23 protein-coding genes are annotated in these 23673 nt (G+C 71.9%); 20 read left to right on the top strand and 3 right to left on the bottom strand.

Annotated elements, in window-relative coordinates:
- The first annotated feature begins 17 nt into the window (after nucleotides 1–17).
- The 8 genes from AC07DS_RS04410 (at nucleotide 18) to AC07DS_RS04375 (ending at nucleotide 8647) form a co-directional block, all read left to right on the top strand.
- A complete protein-coding gene (locus AC07DS_RS04410) occupies nucleotides 18–1136 on the top strand; it encodes a nitronate monooxygenase (RefSeq protein WP_479142575.1) in 1119 nt (372 codons plus the stop codon).
- Complete coding sequence (locus tag AC07DS_RS04405) at nucleotides 1133–1879, top strand: 16S rRNA (uracil(1498)-N(3))-methyltransferase (protein ID WP_479142573.1); 747 nt, start codon at nucleotides 1133–1135, stop codon at nucleotides 1877–1879. The genes AC07DS_RS04410 and AC07DS_RS04405 overlap by 4 nt, the downstream gene beginning before the upstream one ends.
- 20 nt (nucleotides 1880–1899) lie before the next feature.
- A complete protein-coding gene (locus AC07DS_RS04400) occupies nucleotides 1900–2292 on the top strand; it encodes a VOC family protein (protein ID WP_479142571.1) in 393 nt (130 codons plus the stop codon).
- Nucleotides 2293–2377: 85 nt separating this feature from the next.
- Nucleotides 2378–2941, top strand: coding sequence for a hypothetical protein (locus tag AC07DS_RS04395; protein ID WP_479142569.1), 564 nt, complete (start codon nucleotides 2378–2380; stop codon nucleotides 2939–2941).
- A gap of 108 nt (nucleotides 2942–3049) precedes the next feature.
- On the top strand, nucleotides 3050–6247 hold the full coding sequence (locus AC07DS_RS04390) for a S41 family peptidase (RefSeq protein ID WP_479142898.1): 3198 nt from the start codon (nucleotides 3050–3052) through the stop codon (nucleotides 6245–6247).
- A 121-nt stretch (nucleotides 6248–6368) separates the two neighbouring features.
- The gene (locus AC07DS_RS04385) at nucleotides 6369–6722 is read left to right on the top strand and encodes a histidine triad nucleotide-binding protein (protein WP_479142568.1); all 354 of its coding nucleotides are present in this window, start codon (nucleotides 6369–6371) and stop codon (nucleotides 6720–6722) included.
- Between the two features lie 6 nt (nucleotides 6723–6728).
- The gene (locus tag AC07DS_RS04380) at nucleotides 6729–7634 is read left to right on the top strand and encodes a ribonuclease Z (protein WP_479142567.1); all 906 of its coding nucleotides are present in this window, start codon (nucleotides 6729–6731) and stop codon (nucleotides 7632–7634) included.
- Nucleotides 7635–7654: 20 nt separating this feature from the next.
- A complete protein-coding gene (locus AC07DS_RS04375) occupies nucleotides 7655–8647 on the top strand; it encodes an adenosine deaminase (RefSeq protein ID WP_479142565.1) in 993 nt (330 codons plus the stop codon).
- On the opposite strand, the gene AC07DS_RS04370 is transcribed toward AC07DS_RS04375, so the two are convergent.
- The gene (locus AC07DS_RS04370; RefSeq protein ID WP_479142564.1) at nucleotides 8611–9912 is read right to left on the bottom strand and encodes an MFS transporter; all 1302 of its coding nucleotides are present in this window, start codon (nucleotides 9910–9912) and stop codon (nucleotides 8611–8613) included. The genes AC07DS_RS04375 and AC07DS_RS04370 overlap by 37 nt on opposite strands.
- 523 nt (nucleotides 9913–10435) lie before the next feature.
- Between AC07DS_RS04370 and AC07DS_RS04365 the strand changes: the two genes are divergently transcribed.
- From AC07DS_RS04365 to AC07DS_RS04310, 12 genes are all read left to right on the top strand, one after another.
- A complete protein-coding gene (locus AC07DS_RS04365; RefSeq protein WP_479142896.1) occupies nucleotides 10436–11332 on the top strand; it encodes a 5-dehydro-4-deoxyglucarate dehydratase in 897 nt (298 codons plus the stop codon).
- Nucleotides 11329–12618 (top strand): glucarate dehydratase family protein, encoded by a 1290-nt coding sequence (locus AC07DS_RS04360; RefSeq protein WP_479142562.1) that lies wholly within the window; start codon nucleotides 11329–11331, stop codon nucleotides 12616–12618. The genes AC07DS_RS04365 and AC07DS_RS04360 overlap by 4 nt, the downstream gene beginning before the upstream one ends.
- 62 nt (nucleotides 12619–12680) lie before the next feature.
- The gene (locus AC07DS_RS04355; protein ID WP_479142561.1) at nucleotides 12681–13823 is read left to right on the top strand and encodes a carbohydrate kinase family protein; all 1143 of its coding nucleotides are present in this window, start codon (nucleotides 12681–12683) and stop codon (nucleotides 13821–13823) included.
- Nucleotides 13824–14010: 187 nt separating this feature from the next.
- Nucleotides 14011–15090 (top strand): PhoH family protein, encoded by a 1080-nt coding sequence (locus AC07DS_RS04350; protein WP_336112681.1) that lies wholly within the window; start codon nucleotides 14011–14013, stop codon nucleotides 15088–15090.
- Nucleotides 15091–15102: 12 nt separating this feature from the next.
- Nucleotides 15103–15600 (top strand): rRNA maturation RNase YbeY, encoded by a 498-nt coding sequence (gene ybeY / locus AC07DS_RS04345; protein ID WP_479142559.1) that lies wholly within the window; start codon nucleotides 15103–15105, stop codon nucleotides 15598–15600.
- A 19-nt stretch (nucleotides 15601–15619) separates the two neighbouring features.
- The gene (locus AC07DS_RS04340) at nucleotides 15620–16924 is read left to right on the top strand and encodes a hemolysin family protein (RefSeq protein WP_479142557.1); all 1305 of its coding nucleotides are present in this window, start codon (nucleotides 15620–15622) and stop codon (nucleotides 16922–16924) included.
- Nucleotides 16921–17280, top strand: a complete 360-nt coding sequence (locus AC07DS_RS04335) for an MmcQ/YjbR family DNA-binding protein (RefSeq protein WP_479142555.1) — start codon at nucleotides 16921–16923, stop codon at nucleotides 17278–17280. Before AC07DS_RS04340 ends, AC07DS_RS04335 begins: the two co-directional genes overlap by 4 nt.
- A gap of 128 nt (nucleotides 17281–17408) precedes the next feature.
- Nucleotides 17409–18347, top strand: coding sequence for a S66 family peptidase (locus AC07DS_RS04330; protein WP_479142894.1), 939 nt, complete (start codon nucleotides 17409–17411; stop codon nucleotides 18345–18347).
- A 38-nt stretch (nucleotides 18348–18385) separates the two neighbouring features.
- A complete protein-coding gene (locus AC07DS_RS04325; RefSeq protein WP_479142554.1) occupies nucleotides 18386–18739 on the top strand; it encodes a cytidine deaminase in 354 nt (117 codons plus the stop codon).
- 273 nt (nucleotides 18740–19012) lie between these two features.
- Nucleotides 19013–19489 (top strand): hypothetical protein, encoded by a 477-nt coding sequence (locus tag AC07DS_RS04320; RefSeq protein WP_479142552.1) that lies wholly within the window; start codon nucleotides 19013–19015, stop codon nucleotides 19487–19489.
- A gap of 182 nt (nucleotides 19490–19671) precedes the next feature.
- Nucleotides 19672–21000, top strand: a complete 1329-nt coding sequence (locus tag AC07DS_RS04315; RefSeq protein WP_479142551.1) for a WxL domain-containing protein — start codon at nucleotides 19672–19674, stop codon at nucleotides 20998–21000.
- 93 nt (nucleotides 21001–21093) lie between these two features.
- Nucleotides 21094–22113, top strand: a complete 1020-nt coding sequence (locus AC07DS_RS04310) for a DUF916 domain-containing protein (protein ID WP_479142550.1) — start codon at nucleotides 21094–21096, stop codon at nucleotides 22111–22113.
- On the opposite strand, the gene AC07DS_RS04305 is transcribed toward AC07DS_RS04310, so the two are convergent.
- Together AC07DS_RS04305 and AC07DS_RS04300 are read right to left on the bottom strand one after the other, a co-directional pair.
- A complete protein-coding gene (locus tag AC07DS_RS04305; protein ID WP_450589792.1) occupies nucleotides 22007–22345 on the bottom strand; it encodes a P-II family nitrogen regulator in 339 nt (112 codons plus the stop codon). The two genes, AC07DS_RS04310 and AC07DS_RS04305, sit on opposite strands and share 107 nt — an antisense overlap.
- Nucleotides 22342–23652, bottom strand: coding sequence for an ammonium transporter (locus AC07DS_RS04300; protein ID WP_479142548.1), 1311 nt, complete (start codon nucleotides 23650–23652; stop codon nucleotides 22342–22344). The genes AC07DS_RS04305 and AC07DS_RS04300 overlap by 4 nt, the downstream gene beginning before the upstream one ends.
- Between the last annotated feature and the right edge of the window lie 21 nt (nucleotides 23653–23673).

The raw sequence follows: 23673 nt of genomic DNA, 5'->3' as shown, positions 1-23673 counted from the left end.
CGTGACAACATGCCGTCATGTCCTCCGCACTGACCGATCTCTTCCCCCACCCGATCGTGCAGGCCCCCATGGCGGGCGGTGTCTCCGTCCCGCAGCTCGCCGCCGCCGTGTCCGAGGCGGGCGGTCTCGGTTTCCTCGCCGCCGGCTACAAGACCGCCGACGGCATGTACCAGGAGATCAAGCAGCTGCGGGGGCTCACGAGCCGGCCGTTCGGTGTGAACCTCTTCATGCCCCAGCCCGAGTACCCCGGTGCAAGCACCGGCTCCACCGGAGCGGCCAACGCCGCGCCCCCGTCCGGCGCCGTAGAGATCTACGCGCACCAGCTGGCCGGTGAGGCCGCCTGGTACGAGACCGAGCTGGGCGACCCGGACAGCGGCCGGGACGACGGCTACGACGCCAAGCTCGCGGTCCTCCTCGACAACCCGGTGCCGGTGGTCTCCTTCCACTTCGGCGTCCCCGGCCGGGACGTCCTCGACTCCCTGCGCCGGGCCGGAACCCTCACCCTGGTCACCGCCACCAGTGCAGAGGAGGCCCTCGCCGTCGAGCGGGCCGGCGCGGACGCGGTGATCGCACAGGGTGTGGAGGCCGGCGGCCACCAGGGCACCCATCGGGACATCCAGGAGAGCGACGGCTCCGGCATCGGCCTGCTCTCCCTGACAGCCCAGATCCGGGAGGCCGTGAACATCCCGGTCGTCGCGGCCGGCGGCCTCATGCGCGGCAGCCAGATCGCCGCCGTCCTCGCGGCCGGCGCGAGCGCGGCCCAGCTGGGCACGGCGTTCCTCGCCACCCCGGAGTCCGGCGCCAACGCCCTGCACAAGCAGGCGCTGACCAACCCCCTGTTCGCGCGCACCGAGTTGACCCGGGCCTTCTCCGGCCGCCCGGCGCGCGGCCTGGTCAACCGCTTCCTGCGCGAGCACGGCCCGTACGCCCCCGCCGCGTACCCCGAGATCCACCACCTGACCTCACCGCTGCGCAAGGCCGCCGCCAAGGCCGGTGACGCCCAGGGCATGGCGCTGTGGGCGGGCCAGGGCCACCGGATGGCCCGCGAGCTGCCTGCCGGGCAGCTGGTGGAGGTACTCGTCGGCGAGATCGATGCGGCGAGGACAGCGTTGTCGGGCGGAGGTGACGGGCGATGACGGCTCCGGTCTTCGTCGTCGAGCACTTCCGCTCGGACGGCTACCGGTACGTCCTGGACGGGCCCGAGGGGCGGCACGCCGTCTCCGTGAAGCGGCTGCAGCCCGGTGAGGAGGTCGTCCTCACCGACGGCGCCGGGCGCTACGCGGAGTGCGAGGTGATCGGAGCCGAGGGCAAGGACCGGCTGATCGTCCACATGACCTCGGTCTCCGAGGAGCCGGAGCCCGCCCCGCGCATCACCGTCGTCCAGGCCCTGCCCAAGGGCGACCGGGGCGAGGTCGCCGTCGAGACCATGACCGAGGTCGGCGTCGACGCCATCGTGCCCTGGCAGGCGGCTCGCTGCATCACCCAGTGGAAGGGCGACCGCGGGCTGAAGGCCCTCGGCAAGTGGCGGGCCACCGCCCGCGAGGCCGGCAAGCAGTCCCGCCGGGTCCGCTTCCCCGAGGTCGCGGACGCGGCGACGACCAAGCAGGTTGCCGCACTTCTCGCCGAAGCCGACTTCGCCGCGGTCCTGCACTCCGACTTCGAGCACGGCAGCGCACCGCTCGCCACCGCCGAACTCCCCGCCGAGGGAGAGATCGTGCTGGCGGTGGGGCCCGAAGGCGGTGTCTCCCGCGACGAGTTGGCACTCTTCGAGGAGGCGGGCGCGCGGGCCTACGTGCTCGGCCCCACCGTGCTGCGCACCTCCACCGCCGGCACCGCGGCCACGGCCCTGCTCCTGGGCCGCACCGGCCGCTGGTCCTGACCCGAACCCGGGGGAACACGATGGAACTCGCACAGGTACGGCTCCTCGTCACCGACTTCGCCGCCTGCTACCACTTCTACGCCGAAGTCCTCGGCCTCAAGCCGCAGTCCGGCGCCACCGAGGGCCCGTACGAGAAGTTCAGCCCGCACGCCGGCTCCGCCGGGATCGCCCTGCAGGACCGCGCCATGATGGCCGAGATCCTGAACGAACTGGGCGAGCCGACCAACGGCCACCGTTCCCTGGTCGTCCTGCGCGTCGACGACCTCGACGGCTACTGCGAGCAGATCACCTCCCGCGGTGCCACCCTGCTCCACGGCCCGGCCCCCATGACCGACCGCATGCGCGTGGCCCACCTCAAGGACCCCGAGGGCAACCTGGTGGAGCTGCAGGAGTGGCTGCTGCTGCGGGGCTGAGATCATCCGATGGTGACCGTCCCGAACTGACGAGTGACCGTAAGCGGCCTTCCCCCGTGCGCGGACCGGTGGCACGCTGCCCTGCATGGGGGTGTTGAGGCGGATTCGCTACCGGGCGCGGCCCGTGCGTGTGCTGGGCGTGGCCGGGCTCGCCGTGCTGGCCGCGGGGGTGCTCGTGGGGTGCCGGCCGGGGGATCTCGGTTCGGCCGCGGTGGCGTACACCACCGACACGACCGCCACCGCCGAACTGAAACGGCAGCACGTGCAGGTCAGTTGGCTCACCTGCACCGGGAACTACGGCGGCTCGGGCAGCCGCACGCCGGGGAAGGCGCCCTCGCCGACGCAGACCACCGTCGTCTCCGTCGACTGTCAGGGGCAGACCGACGACCTGCGGAAGATCACCGTGGTCGGGGTGGTGACCAAGGCCGTCGACGGTGCCTGTGTGCGCGGGGACCTGACGGCCCGGGTCGAGGGCAAGCAGGTGTTCCACGTCGGTGGGCTGGGCGACTGCAACGCCAAGCCGGGGCCGACGTACGCCCCGCCCGTCACCTACCGGCCCTCCGGCGCGCAGCCGACCGTCACGGTGACCGTGACCCGGACGCTCTGGTGCAAGGGCGACCCGACCTGCTGGCCCGTGCAGGGCAAGTGATCGAAACCCAGGGCGCGGTCGGCGGTCGCTGCGTAGAGTGACGGGGTGACTAAGGGCGCTTCGACGGGAACCTCCGGCTACCTCCGATTCCCCCATCTCCACGCCGACTTGGTGACCTTCACCGCCGAGGACGACGTGTGGCTCGCACCCCTGGACGGCGGGCGGGCCTGGCGGGTGAGCGCCGACAACGTGCCGGTGACCCACCCCCGCATCTCGCCCGACGGTACGACCGTCGCCTGGACCTCCACCCGCAACGGAGCCCCCGAGGTGCACATCGCCCCGGTCGCCGGCGGCCCCGCCAAGCGGCTGACGTACTGGGGGAGTTCGAAGACCCAGGTGCGCGGCTGGACCCCGGACGGCAAGGTCCTCGCGGTCAGCACCCAGGGCCAGGCGAGCCTGCGCCGCAGCTGGGCGCGGGCGATCCCGCTGGACGGCGGCCCCGCCACCACGCTGCCGTACGGGCCCGTCGGTGACGTCGCGTACGGCCCGTACACCGTGCTGCTGTCCGCCCCGATGGGCCGCGAGGCCGCCTGGTGGAAGCGCTACCGGGGCGGCACGGCGGGCAAGCTGTGGATCGACCGTGCCGCCGAGGGCGAAGCAGGTGCCGGCGAGTTCGTGCGGCTGCACGAGGAGCTGGACGGGAACATCGAGTACCCGCTGTGGGTGGGGGTCCCCCCTGGTCGGGCGGAGCCGGGAACTCCGGTGGGGAGGATCGCCTTCCTGTCCGACCACGAGGGCACCGGAGCCCTCTACTCCTCCCTCGCCGACGGCACCGAACTGCGGCGCCACACGCCCCTCGACGGCTTCTACGCCCGGCACGCCGCCTCGGACGGCCGCCGGGTCGTCTACTGCAGCGCGGGCGAACTCTGGCTGCTCGACGACCTCGACGGCGCGGAGCCGCGCCGCCTGGACATCCGGCTCGGCGGTGCGCGCGTCGACCTGCAGCCCCACCCGGTGACCGCCTCCCGCTGGTTCGACCACGCCGTCCCCGACCGCACCGCGCGCGGCAGCGCGGTCGCCGTGCGCGGCGCCGTCCACTGGGTCACCCACCGCTCCGGCCCGGCCCGCGCGCTGGCCGCGCAGCCCGGCGTACGGGCCCGGCTGCCGCACACCTTCCGCGCGGACGCCGAGGAATGGGTGGTGTGGGTGACGGACGCCGAGGGCGAGGACGCGCTGGAGTTCGCGCCCGCCACCGGCGTCGCACCCGGTGCCGTCCCGCGCCGGATCGCCGCCGGACAGCTCGGCCGCGTCCTGGAGCTGGCCATGGCCCCCGACGGCAGCCGGGCCGCCGTCGCCTCGCACGACGGCCGGCTGCTGCTGGTCGAGCGCGACAGCGGCGAGGTCCGAGAGGTGGACCGCAGCGAGGACGGGGACGTCAGCGGCCTCGCCTTCTCGCCCGACTCCGGCTGGCTCGCCTGGTCCCACCCCGGCGCGCATCCGCTCTGCCAGCTCCGCATCGCCAACACCACCGACCTGTCGGTCACCGAGGCGACCCCGCTGCGCTTCCAGGACTACGCGCCCGCCTTCACCCTGGACGGCAAGCACCTCGCCTTCCTCTCCAGCCGCTCCTTCGACCCGGTCTACGACGAGCACGTCTTCGACCTGGCCTTCGTCGAGGGCGTCCGCCCGTACCTGATCACCCTCGCCGCGACCACGCCGTCCCCGTTCGGGCCGCAGCGGCACGGCCGGCCCTTCGGGACCCCCGACAAGGAGGAGACCCCCGACGCCGAGGGCACCCCGGCGACCCGGATCGACCTCGACGGCCTCTCCGACCGCATCGTGCCCTTCCCGGTCGAGGCCGGCCGCTACGCCAACCTGCGGGCCGCCAAGGACGGCGTGCTGTGGCTGCGCTACCCGGTGCGCGGTGTCCTCGGCGCCTCCCGGGCCACCCCCGAGGACCCGGATCCCAAGACCGAGCTGGAGCGCTACGACCTCGCCCAGCAGCGCCTGGAGCATCTCGCCGCCGACGCCGACCACTTCGAGGTCAGCGGCGACGGCAAGCGGGTGCTGCTGTGGACCGACAGCCGCCTCAAGGTCGTACCCGCCGACCGGCGCGCCTCCGACGACGAGGACAGCGACTCGAACATCACCGTCGACCTGAGCCGGATCCGGCAGACCGTCGACCCGGCCGCCGAATGGCGGCAGATGTACGACGAGACCGGCCGCATCATGCGGGACAACTTCTGGCGGCCGGACATGAGCGGCGTCGACTGGGACGGTGTCCTCGACCGCTACCGCCCCCTGCTCGGCCGCCTCGCCACCCACGACGACCTGGTGGACCTCCTGTGGGAGGTGCAGGGCGAACTCGGCACCTCGCACGCCTACGTCACCCCGCGCGGCGGCTTCGGCAACGGCGCCCGGCAGGGCCTGCTCGGCGCCGACATCTCCCGCGACGCGGACGGCGGTTGGCGCATCGACCGCATCCTGCCCGCGGAGACCTCCGACCCCCAGGCCCGCTCCCCGCTCGCCGCCCCCGGTGTCGCCGTGCGCCCCGGGGACGCGATCGTCGCGGTCGCCGGACAGCCGGTCGACCCGGTCACCGGCCCCGGCCCGCTGCTGATCGGTACGGCCGGAAAGCCGGTCGAGCTGACCATCTCGCCCGCCGGTGGGGGCGACCCCCGGCACGCGGTCGTGGTCCCCCTCGCCGACGAGGAGCCGCTGCGCTACCACGACTGGGTCGCCGACCGCCGCGCCTATGTCCACGAGAAGTCCGGCGGCCGCCTCGGCTACCTCCACGTGCCCGACATGCAGGCGCCCGGCTGGGCCCAGATCCACCGCGACCTGCGCGTCGAGGTGGCCCGCGAGGGCCTGGTCGTCGACGTCCGGGAGAACCGCGGCGGCCACACCTCCCAGCTCGTCGTGGAGAAGCTGGCCCGGCGTATCGTCGGCTGGGCTCTGCCGCGCGGCATGCGGCCGTACAGCTACCCGCACGACGCGCCGCGCGGTCCCGTCGTCGCCGTCGCCAACGAGTTCTCCGGCTCCGACGGCGACATCGTCAACGCGGCGATCAAGGCCCTCGGCATCGGCCCGGTCGTCGGCACCCGCACCTGGGGCGGCGTCATCGGCATCGACAGCCGCTACCAACTGGTCGACGACACCCTGATCACCCAGCCGAAGTACGCGTTCTGGCTGGAGGGATACGAGTGGGGCGTGGAGAACCACGGGGTGGACCCCGACGTGGAGGTCCCACAGCGCCCACAGGACTGGGCGGCGGGGCGGGATCCCCAGCTGGACGAAGCAATCAGGCTGGCCCTGGAGGCACTGGAGGAGCAGCCCGCAAAAACTCCACCGGGCTTGCCGACTTAAGGGGCGTGGGGCCGTGTCGATATGCGGCTCCGCCGCGGGGCGCGATCAGCCCCCACCGGACCCGCACCCGAACGACTACCATGCCCCCGTACTGATCAACCGGCGAAAGCGAGCGCAGCGCATGGCGGGAGAACCGCAGGACGACTGCCTGTTCTGCAAGATCGTCGCGGGGCACATCCCGGCGACGATCGTGCGGGAGACGGAGACGACCGTCGCCTTCCGGGACATCAACCCGCAGGCGCCCACGCACGTCCTGGTGATTCCCAGGGTGCACTACAAGAACGCGGCCGAACTCTCCGCCGCGGAACCGGCCGTCGCCGCCGACATACTGCGCGAGGCCCAGGCCGTCGCCGACGAGGACGAGCTGGAGAGCTACCGCATCGTCTTCAACACCGGCAGCGGCGCCGGCCAGACCGTCTGGCACGCCCACGCGCACATCCTCGGTGGCCGTGGCCTGGAATGGCCCCCCGGGTAAGTCGATATGTCCGTACGTGAATTGGTGGTCCTCGGCACCGCGAGCCAGGTCCCGACCCGGCACCGCAACCACAACGGCTATCTGCTGCGCTGGGACGGCGAGGGCATCCTGTTCGACCCCGGCGAGGGCACACAGCGGCAGATGCTGCGCGCCGGAGTCGCCGCGCACGACCTGAACCGGATCTGCGTCACGCACTTCCACGGCGATCACTCCCTGGGCCTCGCCGGGGTGATCCAGCGGATCAACCTCGACCAGGTGCCGCACGAGGTCACCGCGCACTACCCGCGCTCCGGGCAGCGCTTCTTCGACCGACTGCGGTACGCGACCGCCTACCGGGAGACCGTACGCCTCACCGAGGCGCCGGTCGACGCCGACGGCACCCTCGCACGGACCGGATCGTTCACGCTCGAGGCCCGCAAGCTGTCCCACCCCGTCGAGTCCTACGGCTACCGGCTCATCGAGCCCGACGGTCGCCGCATGCTGCCCGACCGGCTCGCCGCGCACGGGATCAAGGGGCCGGACGTCGGCCGGATCCAGCGCGAGGGCCGGCTCGGGGACGTGAGCCTGGACGAGGTCAGCGAGGTGCGGCGCGGGCAGCGGTTCGCGTTCGTCATGGACACCCGGCTGTGCGACGGGGTGCACGCGCTCGCCGAGGGCTGCGACCTGCTGGTCATCGAGTCCACCTTCCTCGACGAGGACGTCGAACTCGCCGAGGACCACGGCCATCTCACGGCCGGCCAGGCGGCGGCCGTGGCACGGGACGCGGGAGTGCGGCACCTCGTCCTCACCCACTTCAGCCAGCGCTACTCCGACCCCGAGGAGTTCGAGCGGCAGGCGCGTTCCGCCGGGTTCGAGGGAGAGCTGACCGTGGCGCACGATCTCCTGCGAGTGCCGGTTCCGAAGCGCGGATAAAACACGCTTACGATGCTTTGATGCCCCTCCCCAAAGCAGAACTGCACCTCCACATCGAAGGCACCCTGGAGCCCGAGCTGGCGTTCGAGCTGGCCGCCCGCAACGGCGTCGAGCTGCCCTACGCCGACACCGACGAGCTGCGCAAGGCGTACCAGTTCGAGGACCTCCAGTCCTTCCTGAACCTGTACTACGAGCTGATGGCCGTCCTGCGTACCGAGCAGGACTTCGCCGACCTGGCCGACGCCTATCTCGCCCGGGCCGCCGCGCAGGGCGTGCGGCACGCGGAGATCTTCTTCGACCCGCAGGCCCACATCGCGCGGGGCGTGGCCATGGGCACGGTCGTGGAGGGGCTGTGGCGGGCGCTCGGCCGCAGCGAGGAGAACCACGGCGTCTCCACGAAGCTCATCATGTGCTTCCTGCGCGACGAGTCCGCCGACTCGGCGCTCGAGACCCTGGAGGCGGCCAGGCCCCACCTGGACCGGATCACCGGCGTCGGCCTGGACTCGGCCGAGGTCGGGCACCCGCCGGTGAAGTTCCGGGAGGTGTACGAGGCCGCCGCCACGCTCGGGTTGCGCCGGGTGGCGCACGCCGGTGAGGAGGGTCCGCCGGCGTACATCACCGAGGCGCTGGACGTCCTCGGCGTCGAGCGGATCGACCACGGCCTGCGCTGCATGGAGGACCCGGAACTGGTCGAGCGGCTGGTCCGGGAGCGCATCCCGCTGACCCTGTGCCCGCTGTCCAACGTCCGGCTGCGGGCGGTGGACGTCCTCGCGGACCATCCCCTGCCGGCCATGCTCGACGCGGGGCTGCTGTGCACGGTCAACTCCGACGACCCTGCCTACTTCGGCGGGTACGTCGCCGACAACTACCACGCGGTGCGCGACGCCCTCGGGCTGCCCAGGGAGCGGATGCGCGAGCTGGCCCGCAACTCCTTCCTCGCGTCCTTCCTGGACGACGACGAGGAGCGGCGGGCCCGTTACCTCGCCGAGGTCGAGGCGTACGAGTTCGGGTAGGCGGTGTCGTACGCGGGCTGGGCGGGCACGGCCGGGGTGTCCAGCTGGATCTCCACTACGGAGACCGTCTTCCTGCCCGCCCGCAGCGCCACCACCGTCATCGGCGCCGCCACCGCCAGCAGTCCGACGGCCAGCACCTCGCCCATGACCGGGAAGCCCGCCCACGCCGCGAGCATGCTCCCGGCCAGCGGGCCGGCCGCCGTGCCCAGGGACGCCGCCGAGCCGACGAACACCGCCCAGCGGCCGCGCGGGTCGAGGGAGGCGGCGAGCCCGATGACGTACGACAGCACGACGGGGTAGATCGCGTTCCAGGCGATCTCGCCCCCGGCGAAGGACGTCAGGTCGGTCGCCGAGGCGCTGAGCGCGATGCAGCCCGCGATGAGTGCCGTACCCACGCCGACCGGGACCGCTCGGCCCAGCCGCGGGCCGAGCGCCCCCGCGCCCACGACCCCGACGAGTCCGGCGCCGAGCGCGACCGCGAACACCGCGCCGACGGTGACCTCGGTGAGGTGTGCCTGGTCGCGGCCGATGCGGCCGCTGACGCCCCACAGGGAGTTCTGCGCCAGGGACCAGCAGGGCATGGCGGCGGCCAGCAGCAGACCGGCGCGCAGGTGGGGGAGCCGGCCGCGCTCGATGGGGGTCCCCCCGCGCGAGTGTGTTCGAGCGTGGGGGAGGGTGCGGGCCGGGGCCGTACGGCCGGACAGACCGCCGGTGAGCGGCCAGACCGCGAGGGCGGTCAGCGCGATCGCGGCGAGGGGCTGCCCGTGGCCGGGGCCGAGGTGCGGGATCGTCAGGTAGAGGGTGCCCGCGAGGGCGGAGACGCCGAGCAGACCGAACGTGGTGACCCGGTGCGGGTCATTCCCCCAAGCTCTCGACTCCGTTCGAGCAGGGGGCACCCCCATCCCGGCGATGCCACTGGCGGCGACCGCCGTGACCGTGCCGGACCCGAACCCGCCGACCAGCGCGCCCGCGACGACGGCCGGTACGACCGAGGTGAGCGCGGCACCGCCGTATCCGAAGAAGGCGAGCGCGAGCCCGAACCGGGCGAGGGTGCGGGCACCGATCCGCTCGACCCGGGAGGCCAGCAGGAAGCCCGCCGCTGCCGAACTCAGCAGCAGCGCACTGCCGATGGCACCGGCCTGGGTGACGGAGAGCGGAAGCCCGGTGTCGAGCCGGCCGACGATGGTCGGCAGCAGGTACGGGGCGAGATACCCGGCCGTGAAAAGGGCGACGAGGGGCCAGGGCATGGAGCGGGGGGCGGACACGGGCGTTCCAGGGCGGACGAGAGCGGCGGCTCGGAAAAGAGGGGGGATGGGCGCCGACCGTCGACGGACAGGAACGCGCGAGCAAGTTGTATCAATTACGCCGTTCGGGAAGAAGGTCGTCCGGCGTGATCCGGGTCACTTCAGAGTTTGTGATCGGGGGGCCGGGGTAAGACATTGCCTTCTCCCGGCGAGTTGGCTCGCGCCTCGCCGGATGCGCTATGGTTGATCACGTCGCGGTCGCCGGAACTCCCGGAGCCGGACAGTGCGTTGGTGGTCCAAGGAAAGACGCCCCGCTTCCTGCGGGGAAATGCAGGTGCAAGGCCTGCCCGGCGCTCCAGTGGAGCCCCATCCCGTTGTGTGCGGGATGGGGCTCTTTTGTTGTTTCCCCTACCCCCCTCATTGACTCCCGCGTGTCCGTGTATCTAGCCTCTGTTCTCATACATAGACGACATTCATAGGGGGAGATGGTCTGGTGGGCGGCGACCCGACTCCGCAGAACGTGACGCGGCGGCTGCGGGAGGGCATGGCGCACGGCGTGCTGTCCTTCCCGCTCACCGCCTTCCACGACGACGGATCCCTGGACCCGGACGGTCAGCGCGCCCATGTCGCCGCGCGGCTCTCCGCCGGGCCCGGGGCACTCTTCCCGGCCTGCGGCACCGGCGAGTTCTTCTCGCTGGACGAGGAGGAGTACCGGCAGGTCGTCACCATCGCCGTCGAGGAGGCGGCCGGCCGGCTTCCGGTGGTGGCCGGGACCGGATACGGGTGGGCGCAGGCCGCCCGGTTCGCGCGGATCGCCGAGGAGGCCGGCGCCGACGCCCTGCTCGTGCTGCCGCACTACCTGGTCGACGCCCCGCAGGAGGGCCTCGCCGCCCAGCTGGAGCAGCTCGCCGCCCGCACCCGGCTGCCGATCGTTGCCTACCAGCGCGGTCAGGTCGCCTACGATGCGGCCTCGCTGCGGCGCATCGCGCGCATCCCGAACGTCATCGGCCTCAAGGACGGCCACAGCGACCTCGACCGCCTCCAGCGCCTCACCCTCGCCGCCCCCGAGGACTTCCTGTTCTTCAACGGCGCCGCCACCGCCGAGATCCAGGCCCGCGCCTACGCCACCGTCGGCGTCCCCGCCTACTCCTCGGCCGTGCACGCCTTCGCCCCCGAGATCGCGGGCGCCTTCTTCGGCGCGCTGCAGAGCGGCGACCACGGCGCGACCGAGAAGCTGCTGCGCGACTTCTACGTCCCCTTCGTCGAACTCCGTGACCGGGCACCCGGATACGCGGTGTCCCTGGTGAAGGCGGCGGCCCGACTGCGCGGTGAGCGCGTCGGCCCCGTCCGTGCCCCGCTCACCGACCCCTCGCCCGCCGACCTCGCCGACCTGTCGGCCCTCCTCGCCGCCGGACTCGACCTCGTGGGAGCCTCCCTGTGACCCGTGACCTGACCATCACCGAGGTACGCCTGACCCCGATCCTGGTCGCGGACGCGCCGCTGCTCAACACCCAGGGCGTGCACCAGCCGTACACTCCCCGGCTGATCGTGGAGGTCGTCACGGCCGGCGGGATCACCGGGCTCGGCGAGACCTACGGCGACACCAAGTACCTGGAGCCGGCCCGCTGCCTCGCCGAGCGTCTCCCCGGGCGCTCGGTCATGGATGTGAACGGACTGTTCGCGCTGGACCTCGCCGTGGACGAGGACCGGACCAGGGGCGCCGTGGACGCCGGCGGCCTGCGGGGCGTGCAGAGCGCCGACAAACTGCGGCTGTCCGTGCTCTCCGCCTTCGAGGTGGCCTGTCTGGACGCCCAGGGCCGGGCGCTCGGGCTGCCCGTGCATGCACTGCTCGGCGGCAGGGTGCGCGACGCGGTCGAGTACAGCGCCTACCTCTTCTACAAGTGGGCCGGCCACCCGGAGGGCGTCACGGCCGAGCCGGACGACTGGGGTGCCGCACTGGACCCCGCCGGAGTCGTCGCCCAGGCGCGGAAGTTCACGGAGCGGTACGGGTTCACCTCCTTCAAGCTCAAGGGCGGTGTCTTCCCGCCCGAGGAGGAGATCGCGGCCGTACGCGCCCTCGCCGAGGCCTTCCCCGGGCATCCGCTGCGGCTCGACCCCAACGGCGCCTGGTCCGTCGAGACCTCCCTGAAGGTGGCCAGGGAACTCGGGGACGTCCTGGAGTACCTGGAGGACCCGGCCCTGGGCACTTCGGCCATGGCCGAGGTGTCCGCGGGGACGGACATTCCGCTCGCCACCAACATGTGCGTGACCACGTTCGGCGAGATCAAGGAGGCGTTCACCGAGGACGCCGTCCAGGTGGTGCTCTCCGACCACCACTACTGGGGCGGACTGCGCAACACTCAGCACCTCGCCGCGATCTGCGACGCCTTCGGCGTCGGGGTGTCCATGCACTCCAACACCCACCTCGGCATCAGCCTCGCCGCCATGACCCAGGTGGCGTCCACCGTGCCCGGGCTCCACCACGCCTGTGACTCCCACTACCCCTGGCAGTCCGAGGACGTCCTCACCGAGCGGATCGCGTTCACCGACGGCAGGGTCGCGGTGTCCGACGCACCCGGCCTCGGCGTCGAACTGGACCGGGACGAGCTGGCCCGGCTGCACCGGCGGTGGGCCGAGGACGACGGCACGATGCGCGAGCGGGACGACGCGGCGGCGATGCGGGTGGCCGAGCCGCACTGGCGGACGCCGGTGATGCCTCGCTGGTAACCGCGTCCCGGGCGGGATCTGGTGCACACTGACCAGATCCGCATCACCTCAGGGAGCGCACCGTGACCCCGTCCCACACGATCGCCGGAGAGGAACCGGAGCACCTCACCCGTGCAGCGCCCTGCCGGGCCCAGGTCGACCCGCTGGTCGCCCTGCGCGCACCGGACGATCCGCCCTGGGACGTCTACCTCACGGGCACCGTCTTCCTCGACATCATCTTCACCGGCCTGGACTCGGCGCCCGTGCGCGGCACCGAGTCCTGGGCCCGGGGGATGGGGTCCAGCCCGGGCGGGGTAGCCAACATGGCCGCCGCGCTCGCCCGCCTCGGTCTGCGGACGTCCCTCGCGGCGGCCTTCGGGGACGACCACTACGGCGAGTACTGCTGGGACGCGCTGGAACAGGGCGAGGGCATCGACCTCGCCTTCTCGCGGACCGTGCCCGGCTGGCACTCGCCGGTGACCGTCTCCATGGCCTACGAGGGCGAGCGGACCATGGTGTCCCACGGCCACGAGCCGCCGCCGGAGGAGCCGGCGCCGGACTTCCCGCCCCGCGCGCGTGCGGCCGTCGCCTCCCTCGTTCCCGGCACGCGCGCCTCCTGGATCGCCCAGGCCGCCCGCGCGGGCACCCGGGTCTTCGCGGACGTCGGCTGGGACGACACCGGGGCCTGGGACCTGGGCAGCCTCCCCGACCTCGAACACTGCGAGGCGTTCCTGCCCAACGCGCAGGAGGCGATGCGGTACACCGGCGTGGACTGCCCGCGGGCGGCGGCACGGGCGCTGACCGAGTACGTGCCGCTGGCGGTGGTGACGCTCGGGTCGGAGGGGGCGTACGCGGTGGACCGGCGTACGGGGGAGACGGCCGAGGTGCCCGCGATCGCCGTGGAGGCGCTGGATCCGACCGGGGCGGGGGACGTGTTCGTGGCCGGGTTCGTGACCGGCACGCTGGCGGGGTGGCCGCTCGCCGACCGTCTTGCCTTCGCCGGGCTCACGGCGGCCCTGTCGGTGCAGGAGTTCGGGGGCTCGCTGTCGGCGCCGGGGTGGTCGGAGATCGGGGCGTGGTGGCGGAAGGTGCAGTCCCTTCCGGGGCAGGACCGGGTGGCGTTGCAGAGGTTCGCGTTCCTCGACGGGCTGGTGCCGGAGGAGCTGGACCGGGTGTGGCCGTTGCGGCGGGCCGTGCCGACCATCGGCTTCCGCCGCTTCAGCTGACGTACTGGGGGCTCCGCCCTCTGGCCCCCCGGCCTGTGCACTCCACACCCGGCCCCGTCGGGTCAGGAAGCGGCCCTCTGAAAAGCCCTACGGCCTTGTCAGTCCACCGTCGTACCCTGGAATCGCGAGGCCGCCCTCAGCTACGCGGCCGTGACGAGGAGGAACCGCAGGCCTACAGCGCCGGCCCATGACTCAGACACCCACAGCTCACACCTCCGCGCAGGAGCAGGCGAGAGCGCACCTCACCGTCCCCGCCCAGCACCCCATGGTGACCGTGCTGGGTTCCGGCGACTCTCTTCTGCGCGTGATCGAGAAGGCCTTCCCGGCAGCCGACATCCATGTCCGGGGCAATGAGATCAGCGCGGTCGGCGACCCTGCGGACGTCGCCCTCATTTCGCGCGTGTTCGACGAGATGATGCTGGTGCTCCGCACCGGGCAGCCGATGACGGAGGACGCAGTGGAACGCTCGATCGCCATGCTCAAGGCGAGCGAGGACGGGACGAACGACGGACCGGAGACCCCGGCCCAGGTACTCACGCAGAACATCCTGTCCTCCCGCGGCCGCACCATCCGCCCCAAGACCCTCAACCAGAAGCGGTACGTCGACGCGATCGACAAGCACACGATCGTCTTCGGCATCGGCCCCGCAGGTACCGGCAAGACCTACCTGGCCATGGCCAAGGCCGTGCAGGCCCTGCAGTCCAAGCAGGTCAACCGGATCATCCTGACCCGTCCCGCGGTCGAGGCCGGCGAGCGCCTCGGCTTCCTGCCGGGCACGCTCTACGAGAAGATCGACCCCTACCTGCGCCCGCTGTACGACGCGCTGCACGACATGCTCGACCCCGACTCGATCCCGCGTCTGATGGCCGCGGGCACGATCGAGGTCGCGCCGCTCGCGTACATGCGTGGCCGCACGCTCAACGACGCCTTCATCATTCTCGACGAGGCCCAGAACACGAGCCCCGAACAGATGAAGATGTTCCTCACCCGCCTCGGCTTCGACTCGAAGATCGTGATCACCGGTGACGTGACGCAGGTCGACCTGCCGAACGGCACGAAGAGCGGTCTGCGGCAGGTGCAGGAGATCCTGGAGGGCGTCGAGGACGTCCACTTCTCCCGGTTGTCGTCCCACGATGTCGTCCGGCACAAGCTGGTGGGCCGTATCGTCGACGCGTACGAGTTGTACGACAGCAAGCACGGCACCGAGAACGGCTCCCACAAGGGCGGCCATGGCAGGCCCGGTGCCAAGGGCTCCAAGGGGAAGTAGACCAGCACGACCATGTCGATCGACGTCAACAACGAGTCCGGCACCGAGGTAGACGAGCAGGCGATCCTCGACATCGCCCGCTACGCGCTCGCGCGGATGCGCATCCACCCGCTCTCCGAGCTCTCGGTGATCGTCGTGGACGCCGACGCCATGGAGCAGTTGCACATCCAGTGGATGGATCTGCAGGGTCCCACCGATGTCATGTCGTTCCCGATGGACGAGCTGCGGCCGCCCACGAAGGACGACGAGGAGCCGCCGCAGGGGCTGCTCGGCGACATCGTGCTGTGCCCGGAGGTCGCCACCAAGCAGGGCGCGGAAGCGCCGACGCAGCACTCCATGGACGAGGAGCTCCAGTTGCTCACCGTCCACGGAGTGCTGCACCTGCTCGGGTACGACCACGAAGAGCCCGACGAGAAGGCCGAGATGTTCGGGCTCCAGGCCGCCATCGTGGACGGGTGGCGGGCCGAGCGCGGGCTGACCGGCCCGTCGCCGGCGCCGACCGTCTCGTAGTCCGGGGGCCGGTCTTCGCATGAGTCCGCAGATCGTGATCGGCGCGATCGCCCTGGTCGTCGTCGCCTGGCTGGCCGCGTGCGCGGAGGCGGGCATCGCGCGCGTCTCCAGCTTCCGCGCCGAGGAGGCCGTGCGCAACGGCCGGCGCGGCAGCGCCAAGCTGGCCCAGGTCGCCGCCGACCCCACCCGCTATCTGAACGTGGCCCTGCTGGTCCGCGTCGCCTGCGAGATGGCTGCCGCGGCCCTGGTGACGTACGCCTGTCTGCAGGAGTTCGCGGCCACCTGGCAGGCCCTGCTGGTCGCCATCGGCGTGATGGTCCTGGTGTCGTACGTCGCCGTCGGCGTCTCCCCGCGCACCATCGGCCGCCAGCACCCGATGAACACGGCGACGGCGGCGGCGTACGTACTGCTGCCCCTCGCCCGGATCATGGGTCCGATCCCGTCGCTCCTCATCCTCATCGGCAACGCGCTCACCCCCGGCAAGGGCTTCCGCCGCGGCCCGTTCGCCTCCGAGGCCGAGCTGCGCGCGCTGGTCGACCTCGCCGAGAAGGAGTCGCTGATCGAGGACGAGGAGCGCCGCATGGTGCACTCGGTCTTCGAGCTGGGCGACACCCTCGTGCGGGAGGTCATGGTCCCGCGCACCGACCTGGTGGTGATCGAGCGCTACAAGACCATCCGCCAGGCCCTCACCCTCGCGCTGCGCTCCGGCTTCTCGCGGATCCCGGTCACCGGTGAGAGCGAGGACGACGTCGTCGGGATCGTGTATCTGAAGGACCTGGTCCGCAAGACGCACATCAGCCGCGAGGCCGAGAACGACCTGGTGTCCACGGCCATGCGCCCGGCGGTCTTCGTCCCCGACACCAAGAACGCCGGCGACCTGCTGCGCGAGATGCAGAAGGACCGCAACCACGTCGCCGTCGTCATCGACGAGTACGGCGGCACCGCCGGCATCGTCACCATCGAGGACATCCTCGAGGAGATCGTCGGCGAGATCACCGACGAGTACGACCGTGAACTCCCGCCCGTGGAGGACCTCGGCGATGACCGCTACCGGGTCACCGCGCGCCTCGACATCACCGACCTGGGCGAGCTGTACGGCCTGGAGGAGTACGACGACGAGGACGTGGAGACCGTCGGCGGCCTGCTCGCCAAGGCGCTCGGCCGCGTGCCCATCGCCGGTGCGTCCTCCGTCGTGGAACTGCCCGACGGCCGCGAGCTGCGGCTGACCGCGGAGGCCGCGGCCGGCCGCCGGAACAAGATCGTGACCGTGCTGGTGGAGCCGCTCGGCCCGGCGGACCCGACCGAGGAGGAGACGGCGGAGTGACCCCCGAGGAGCTGCGCGCCTTCTGTCTGTCCTTCAACGCGGTGGTGGAGGACTTCCCGTTCAGCCCGGACGCCTCGGTCTTCAAGGTCCTGGGCAAGATGTTCGCGCTGAGCCGGCTGGACGCGCGGCCCCTGACGGTCAACCTCAAGTGCGACCCGGAGGACGCGGTCCGGCTGCGCGGTGAGCACGAGGGACTGATCATCCCCGGCTACCACATGAACAAGCGGCACTGGAACACCGTCACCGTGGACGGCGAACTCCCGGACCGCCTGGTCCGCGAGCTGATCGAGGACTCGTACGACCTCGTCGTAGCGGGACTGCCGAGGGCCGAGCGGCTGCGGCTGGACCGGTCGTAAATGTGTTTGCCGGGCCCCTCTGACCCCGTGTCAGAATCCGGCGCATGACCTCTGTGCGATATCCGCGCCCGCTGCGCCCCGGTGACCGTGTCGGTGTGACCTCCCCCTCCAGCGGGGTGCCCGTGACGATGCGCGGGCGCCTCGATGTGGCGATACGCGACCTGGAGGCGCGGGGGTACGAGGTGGTCGTCGGCCGGTGCATGGACGGCTCGACGCACATCAGCGCCCCGGCCGCCGAGCGCGCCGCCGAACTGACCGAGATGCTGGCCGACCCGACGATCCGGGCGGTGGTACCGCCGTGGGGCGGGGAGACCGCGATCGACCTGCTGCCGCTGCTCGACTTCGAAAAGATCGGGCGGGCCGAGCCGACCTGGCTGGTCGGCTGGTCCGACATGTCGACCCTGATCACGCCCCTGACCCTGCTCACCGGGGTCGCGACCGTGCACGGCAACAACCTCATGGACACGCCGTACCGGACGCCCGAGGGCCTGCTGTCCTGGCTCGACGTCGTGGCGGCGCCGCAGGGCGAGCCGCTCTCCCAGACCCCGCCCGGCCGCCACCGGTCGGGCGGTTTCGACGACTACCGGTCCCACGCGGACGTACGCGACCTCACCCTGGACGCCGAGGGCACCTGGACCCGGCTCGACGGCACCGGTGACGTGGACGTCGAGGGCCGGCTGATCGGCGGCTGCATCGAGACCCTCGCCAACCTCGCCGGCACGCCGTACCTGAACACCTCGTCCCTCGCCGGCGACGAGGGGCTGCTGGTGTACGTCGAGGCCGCCGAGGACAACGCGTTCACCATCTGCCGCAACCTGCACGGCATGCGCCTGGCCGGCTTCTTCGACCGCGCGGCCGCCGTCCTCGTGGGCCGCACCCGCGCCCCCGACGGCGGCACCCTCACCCAGCACGAGGCCGTCCTCGACGCCCTCGGCTCCCTGGGCGTACCGATCGTCGCGGACGTCGAGTGCGGACATGTCGCGCCCTACCTCCCGCTGGTGAACGGTGCCCGTGCCCGCGTGGTGCACACGGCCGCCCGGAGCGAGATCGTTCAGACCCTGGACTGACCTCGTCGCAGGTCCGGGCCGGTCCGTATGCTCGGGACATGACCGACAGCAACGCGCTCGACCCCGAGGACCGCAAGATCGTCACCCTGGCCCGTTCCGCCCGGGCCCGCAACGGCGTGCCCGAGGGCGCGGCCGTACGGGACGAGACCGGGCGTACGTACGTCGCCGGGTCGGTGCAGCTCGCCTCGCTGGAGCTGAGCGCCCTGCGGACCGCCGTCGCCATGGCCGTGGCCTCCGGAGCCAAGTCGCTGGAGGCGGCGGCCGTGGTGAGCGAGGCGGAGTCCGTTCCGGCACAGGACCGGGCCGCTGTGGCCGACCTCGGGGGGCCTGAGACGCCGGTATTGCTCGCCGGGCCTGACGGAGCCGTCCGGGCCACCGTTTCCGCGGGCTGAGCCACCAGGGGGCTCCGCCCCCTGGCCCCCCGTTTCCCGCCCGCCCGTCTCGGTCGGATGAAGAGACACCGACCGAACAACAGGTCGGCCGGAATTCAACCTTGTCCGTTGCTTGCCCTCGCGCATCAATGGAGCCGTAAGTTCCGACGATCCGTCAGATCCGCACCGCCGCCGCAGCGTGCCCGCACCCACCTGCTCAGGCCTGCCAGTTCGTCGGCGCACCTTCCGACCATCCCCACATGGCATCCCCACAGGGAAGGGAAGCGGATCCCCATGAGAGGCAAGCGCACGGCAACAGGTGCGGCGCTGGTCGCCGGGGCCCTCGCGGTCACCGGACTCGCCTTCGCGCCCACCGCGGCCGCCGTCACTCCCCAGACGGCGACCATCAACGCGAGCTGCGGCTTCTTCGGCGGTGGCGCGGCCACGCTCATCGCCACCCAGAGCGGCACCTCGGCCACCATCACCCTCACCTCCACCGCGGTCAAGGCGCCGGTCGCGGTGGCGCAGGACTCCATCACCTCCAAGCTCACCCTGGTCAAGGCGAGCGGCGGCACCACTGTCTTCACCGGGACGAAGAACCCGGCCATGGCCGCCGGCGACCCGGTCACCGCCGGCCCGCTCACCGGCACCGTGGCCTCCGGTGACAGCCTGGAGGCGTACGGCGGCTCGCTGCAGATGACGATCTTCGGGATCAACGTCACCTGCAAGGCCACCGGCAAGCAGTCGCCCGGCCCGTTCGTCTTCGACTGAGCGACCAGAGTGACCTGAGTGATCTGTTCCGGATAGTTCCGGATCTCCCGGGGATGCCGCAGAAACTGATGATCCGTCAGTTTTCTGCGGCATCTCCATTGACTTCTCACGCGGGCTCCACATCAATTCCCCCTGTCGGCGCAGATGAGCCGCTGCGCCCGCAACCCTCAGGAGGGGCCCCCATGGGTTCGACACCCCGAAGATCCCGACGGTGGCGCTGGGCGTCACTGTTCGGGGCGACCGCCCTCGCGGTCACCGCGGGCGGCGCGCTGGCCTGTCCGGCCGGTGCCGCCGGTACGAACGTGGACTTCGCCACGCACTGCATCCCGCCCGCCGTCGCGGGCATCCCGCCGATCGACGGCACCACCACCGCGAGCGTGTCGGTGGACAACGCCAGCCCGAAGGTCGGCGACACGGTCACCGTGACCTACACCGTGGTCTCGGCCGCCGCCAGCAACCCCACCGACCTGGCCCTGCCGGCCGACATCATGACCCCGACCGGCAAGGTCACCCTCGGCGGAGCCCAGACCGGTGACATCACCGTCGCCGGACCGAAGAAGAACCCCCCGGTGCCGGGGAAGGCCGCGTTCCCGTCCTTCTCCATGACCGGCACGTTCACCGTCACCAAGGCCGGCCAGATCACCCTCTCGCCGGGCGACTACAACATCCACACCAGCTACATCCTCGAACTGGACACCCCCTGCACGGTCACCAACCCGCCGGCCCCGGCGTCGCAGACCGTCACGGCGACCGACGGGACCCCGGCCAACACCCGCGCCATTTCGCTGGGCTCGGCCTCCGGTGACCCGGGTGCCGCTGTCACCGTCAACGGCAGCAACTTCACGCCGGGCGCCACCGTCACCCTGGCCGGGCGGGCCGGGGGCACCCAGACCGCGGACACCGCCACCGTGACCGCGGGCGCCTCGGGCTCCTTCAGCGGTTCACTGGTCGTCAACGACAAGACGACGACCGGGATCGTGGCCTACGAGGGCGGCTCCTGGAGCGCGGACAAGGGCGCAGGCCCCGCGGCCTACGTCGTCAACGACAACACGCCCGTCCCGGCCGGCAGCCAGAAGCTGACCACCACCGTCAAGGCGGGCACCCTGTCCATGTCCCAGGCCGGGGACGCCGTCGCGCTGTCGTCGGTCGACTTCGGCAAGGGCGGGGCCTCCAGCGGAGCCCTGCAGACGGTGACGGTCAAGGACTTCCGCGGCGGGCCCGCGGGCTGGTCCCTGACCGGCAAGGTCACCGACTTCACCGGCCCCGGCGCCAAGATCGACGCGAGCAGACTGAGCTGGACCCCCGCCTGCGTCACCAAGGCGGGCAGCCCCAGCACCTGCAAGGCCGGTTCGACGGGCACGGTGGGCACCTCGGGAGCGACCCTCGCGTCGACCCCGGACGCCACGCTCACCGGCGGTGAGTTCACCGTCGACGCCGGACTCTCCCTGGACGTACCGGCGTTCACGCCCCCGGGCTCGTACTCCGGCGTCCTGACCCTCACCCTCACCTGACCCAACCCCACCCACGGTGGCCGGGCGCCCGCCGCACCACGGGGCCGCACCCGCCCGACCTCCACGACCCGAGCCCATGGGGGGTCCGCACCCATGCGCAAGCCGTACGTCCTCCTCCTGAGCCTCATCTGCCTCGCCCTGGGGATGCCGACCGCACCGGCCCACGCCGCCGACAACGGCAGCTGGTCCGTCTACCCGGTCGCCTCCGAGGTGGCCGCCCGCCCTTACTTCTACCTCTCGGCCGACCCCGGGCAGACCCTCACCGACAAGGTGGCCGTCGCCAACAAGACCGGCAGGCCGCTCACGTTCCGGCTCTACGCGGCCGACGCCTACAACACCGCCCGCGACGGCGGGTTCGCCGTACGGACCCTGAAGGAGCGGATGCGCGGGGTGGGCGCCTGGGCCCGGCCCGCGCGATCACGCGTCACCGTTCCCGGCCACAGGACCGTCACCGTGCCCTTCACCCTGCACGTGCCCCGGAGCGCCGGACCGGGCGACCACCCGGGCGCGATCGTCGCGCTCGACGAGCGGGTCGACCCCGGCAGCGGCAGGCTGGCGCTCGGCGTGCAGCGCGCCGTCGGCGCCCGGGTCTATCTCCGGGTCAGCGGGCCCACGCTGCCCGCGATCTCCGTCGAGCAGGTGCACATCAGCCATCACCAGCCGCTCGTCCCCGGCTTCGGCGACAGCACGGCCACCATCGGCTACACCCTGCGCAACACCGGGAACGTCAGCCTCGACCCCAAGGTGGAGCTGAAGGCGCGCGGACTGTTCGGCCGTACGCTGCTCGACCGCGACCTGACCGGGGTGCCGTCCGAGCTGCTGCCGGGGCAGCGGGTACGGCTCACCGAGACCTGGCACGGGGCACCCCAGCTCGACTGGGGCGACATCACCCTGACCGCGACCGCGCCGGACACCCGCCAGTCGGCGAGCGCCTCCTTCTTCGCGCTGCCGTGGCTGCTCGCCGCACTCGTGTTCGTGGCCGGAGTGGTGACCGGAGTACTGCTGGTCAGAGCGCGTCGGGGCCGCGCTCGCCGGTCCGCACCCGTACGACGGTCTCCACGGGCACTGCCCACACCTTCCCGTCCCCGATCTTCCCCGTCTGCGCGGCGCTGACGATCGCGTCGATCACGTCCTCGGCGACCGCGTCCTCGACCACGACCTCGATCCGGACCTTCGGCACCAGGTCGACCCGGTACTCGGCCCCCCGGTACACCTCGGTGTGGCCGCGCTGACGGCCGTAGCCGCTCGCCTCGGTCACGGTCAGACCGTGTACACCCAGCTCCTGCAGGGCGGTCTTGACCGCGTCCAGGCGGTACGGCTTGACGATCGCGGTGATGAGCTTCATGCCTGGCTCTTGACCTTCTGGGCGGTGGGGACGACGGAGGAGGAGACCGGGGCGCCATGCCCCAGGACCCCGTGATCGTAAGCCGTCTCGGCGTGCACCGTAAGGTCCAAACCGGTGTGCTCCTGCTCCTCGCTCGCCCGGAAACCGAGCGCCCGGTCGATCAGCTTGCCGAGGCCGTACGACATCGCGAAGGCGTACCCTGCGACGACCACGACGGCCAGCAGCTGCTTGCCGAACGGGGCGAGTCCGCCGCCGTAGAACAGGCCCTCGACGCCGCCGGTCATCGCCTTCTCGGCGAACAGGCCGATGAGCAGGGTGCCGATGACGCCGCCGACCAGGTGGACGCCGACGACATCCAGCGAGTCGTCGTAGTCCAGCTTGAACTTCCAGCTCACCGCGTAGGAGCAGACGACACCGGCGGCCAGGCCCACGACCAGCGCGCCGAGCAGCGAGACCGTGCCGCAGGAGGGGGTGATCGCGACCAGGCCGGCCACCGCGCCGGAGGCGGCGCCCAGGGTGGTCGGGTGGCCGTCGCGCCGCTGCTCGACGAAGAGCCAGCCGAGCAGGCCGGTGCAGCCGGCGGCCAGGGTGTTGAGGAAGGCGGCCGCGGCCAGGCCGTTGGCGCCGAGCGCGGAGCCCGCGTTGAAGCCGAACCAGCCGAACCAGAGCAGACCGGCGCCGAGGACCACCATGGGCAGGTTGTGCGGACGCATCGCGTCCTTCTTGAATCCCAGGCGGGGGCCGAGGACCAGGCACAGGGCGAGGCCGGAGGCGCCGGAGGTGATCTCGACGGGCAGCCCGCCCGCGAAGTCCAGCGCGCCGAGCCTGTCGTGGATCCAGCCGCCCGGGCCCCACACCCAGTGGGTGACCGGAACGTATACGAGGAGCGTCCACACCGGGACGAACACCAGCCAGGCCGAGAACTTCGTACGGTCCGCGACCGCGCCGCTGACCAGCGCCGCCGTGATGATCGCGAAGGTGAGCTGGAAGGTGGCGAAGAGGAGGGTGGGCACGGAGCCGTGCACGCTGTCCGGGCCGAGGCCGCTCATGCCGGCGTGCTCCAGCCCGCCGATCAGTCCGCCGCCGATGTCGTCGCCGAAGGCCAGTGAGTAGCCGGCCGCCAGCCACACCACCGTCACCAGGGCGATCGACACGAAGCTCATCATCAGCATGTTGAGGACGCTCTTCGTGCGGACCATGCCGCCGTAGAACAGGGCCAGTCCCGGAGTCATCAGCAGGACGAGGGCGGTGGCCGCGAGCAGCCATGCGGTGTCGCCGGTGTTCACGTGCGCGGCGGCGAGGGTCACGGGCGTCTCCAACGGTGTGGG

It is taken from the genome of Streptomyces sp. NPDC044064 (genome assembly GCF_056434245.1).
The sequence above is the reverse complement of the archived record's forward strand: the minus strand, read 5'-3'. Positions and strand labels throughout refer to the sequence as shown.

Coding starts and splice junctions, on each gene's coding strand:
- AC07DS_RS04410 (WP_479142575.1), top strand. CDS start 18: ATGTCCTCCGCACTGACCGATCTCTTCCCCCACCCGATCGTGCAGGCC.
- AC07DS_RS04405 (WP_479142573.1), top strand. CDS start 1,133: ATGACGGCTCCGGTCTTCGTCGTCGAGCACTTCCGCTCGGACGGCTAC.
- AC07DS_RS04400 (WP_479142571.1), top strand. CDS start 1,900: ATGGAACTCGCACAGGTACGGCTCCTCGTCACCGACTTCGCCGCCTGC.
- AC07DS_RS04395 (WP_479142569.1), top strand. CDS start 2,378: ATGGGGGTGTTGAGGCGGATTCGCTACCGGGCGCGGCCCGTGCGTGTG.
- AC07DS_RS04385 (WP_479142568.1), top strand. CDS start 6,369: ATGGCGGGAGAACCGCAGGACGACTGCCTGTTCTGCAAGATCGTCGCG.
- AC07DS_RS04380 (WP_479142567.1), top strand. CDS start 6,729: ATGTCCGTACGTGAATTGGTGGTCCTCGGCACCGCGAGCCAGGTCCCG.
- AC07DS_RS04375 (WP_479142565.1), top strand. CDS start 7,655: ATGCCCCTCCCCAAAGCAGAACTGCACCTCCACATCGAAGGCACCCTG.
- AC07DS_RS04365 (WP_479142896.1), top strand. CDS start 10,436: ATGGCGCACGGCGTGCTGTCCTTCCCGCTCACCGCCTTCCACGACGAC.
- AC07DS_RS04350 (WP_336112681.1), top strand. CDS start 14,011: ATGACTCAGACACCCACAGCTCACACCTCCGCGCAGGAGCAGGCGAGA.
- ybeY (WP_479142559.1), top strand. CDS start 15,103: ATGTCGATCGACGTCAACAACGAGTCCGGCACCGAGGTAGACGAGCAG.
- AC07DS_RS04340 (WP_479142557.1), top strand. CDS start 15,620: ATGAGTCCGCAGATCGTGATCGGCGCGATCGCCCTGGTCGTCGTCGCC.
- AC07DS_RS04330 (WP_479142894.1), top strand. CDS start 17,409: ATGCGCGGGCGCCTCGATGTGGCGATACGCGACCTGGAGGCGCGGGGG.
- AC07DS_RS04325 (WP_479142554.1), top strand. CDS start 18,386: ATGACCGACAGCAACGCGCTCGACCCCGAGGACCGCAAGATCGTCACC.
- AC07DS_RS04320 (WP_479142552.1), top strand. CDS start 19,013: ATGAGAGGCAAGCGCACGGCAACAGGTGCGGCGCTGGTCGCCGGGGCC.
- AC07DS_RS04315 (WP_479142551.1), top strand. CDS start 19,672: ATGGGTTCGACACCCCGAAGATCCCGACGGTGGCGCTGGGCGTCACTG.
- AC07DS_RS04310 (WP_479142550.1), top strand. CDS start 21,094: ATGCGCAAGCCGTACGTCCTCCTCCTGAGCCTCATCTGCCTCGCCCTG.
- AC07DS_RS04305 (WP_450589792.1), bottom strand. CDS start 22,345: ATGAAGCTCATCACCGCGATCGTCAAGCCGTACCGCCTGGACGCGGTC.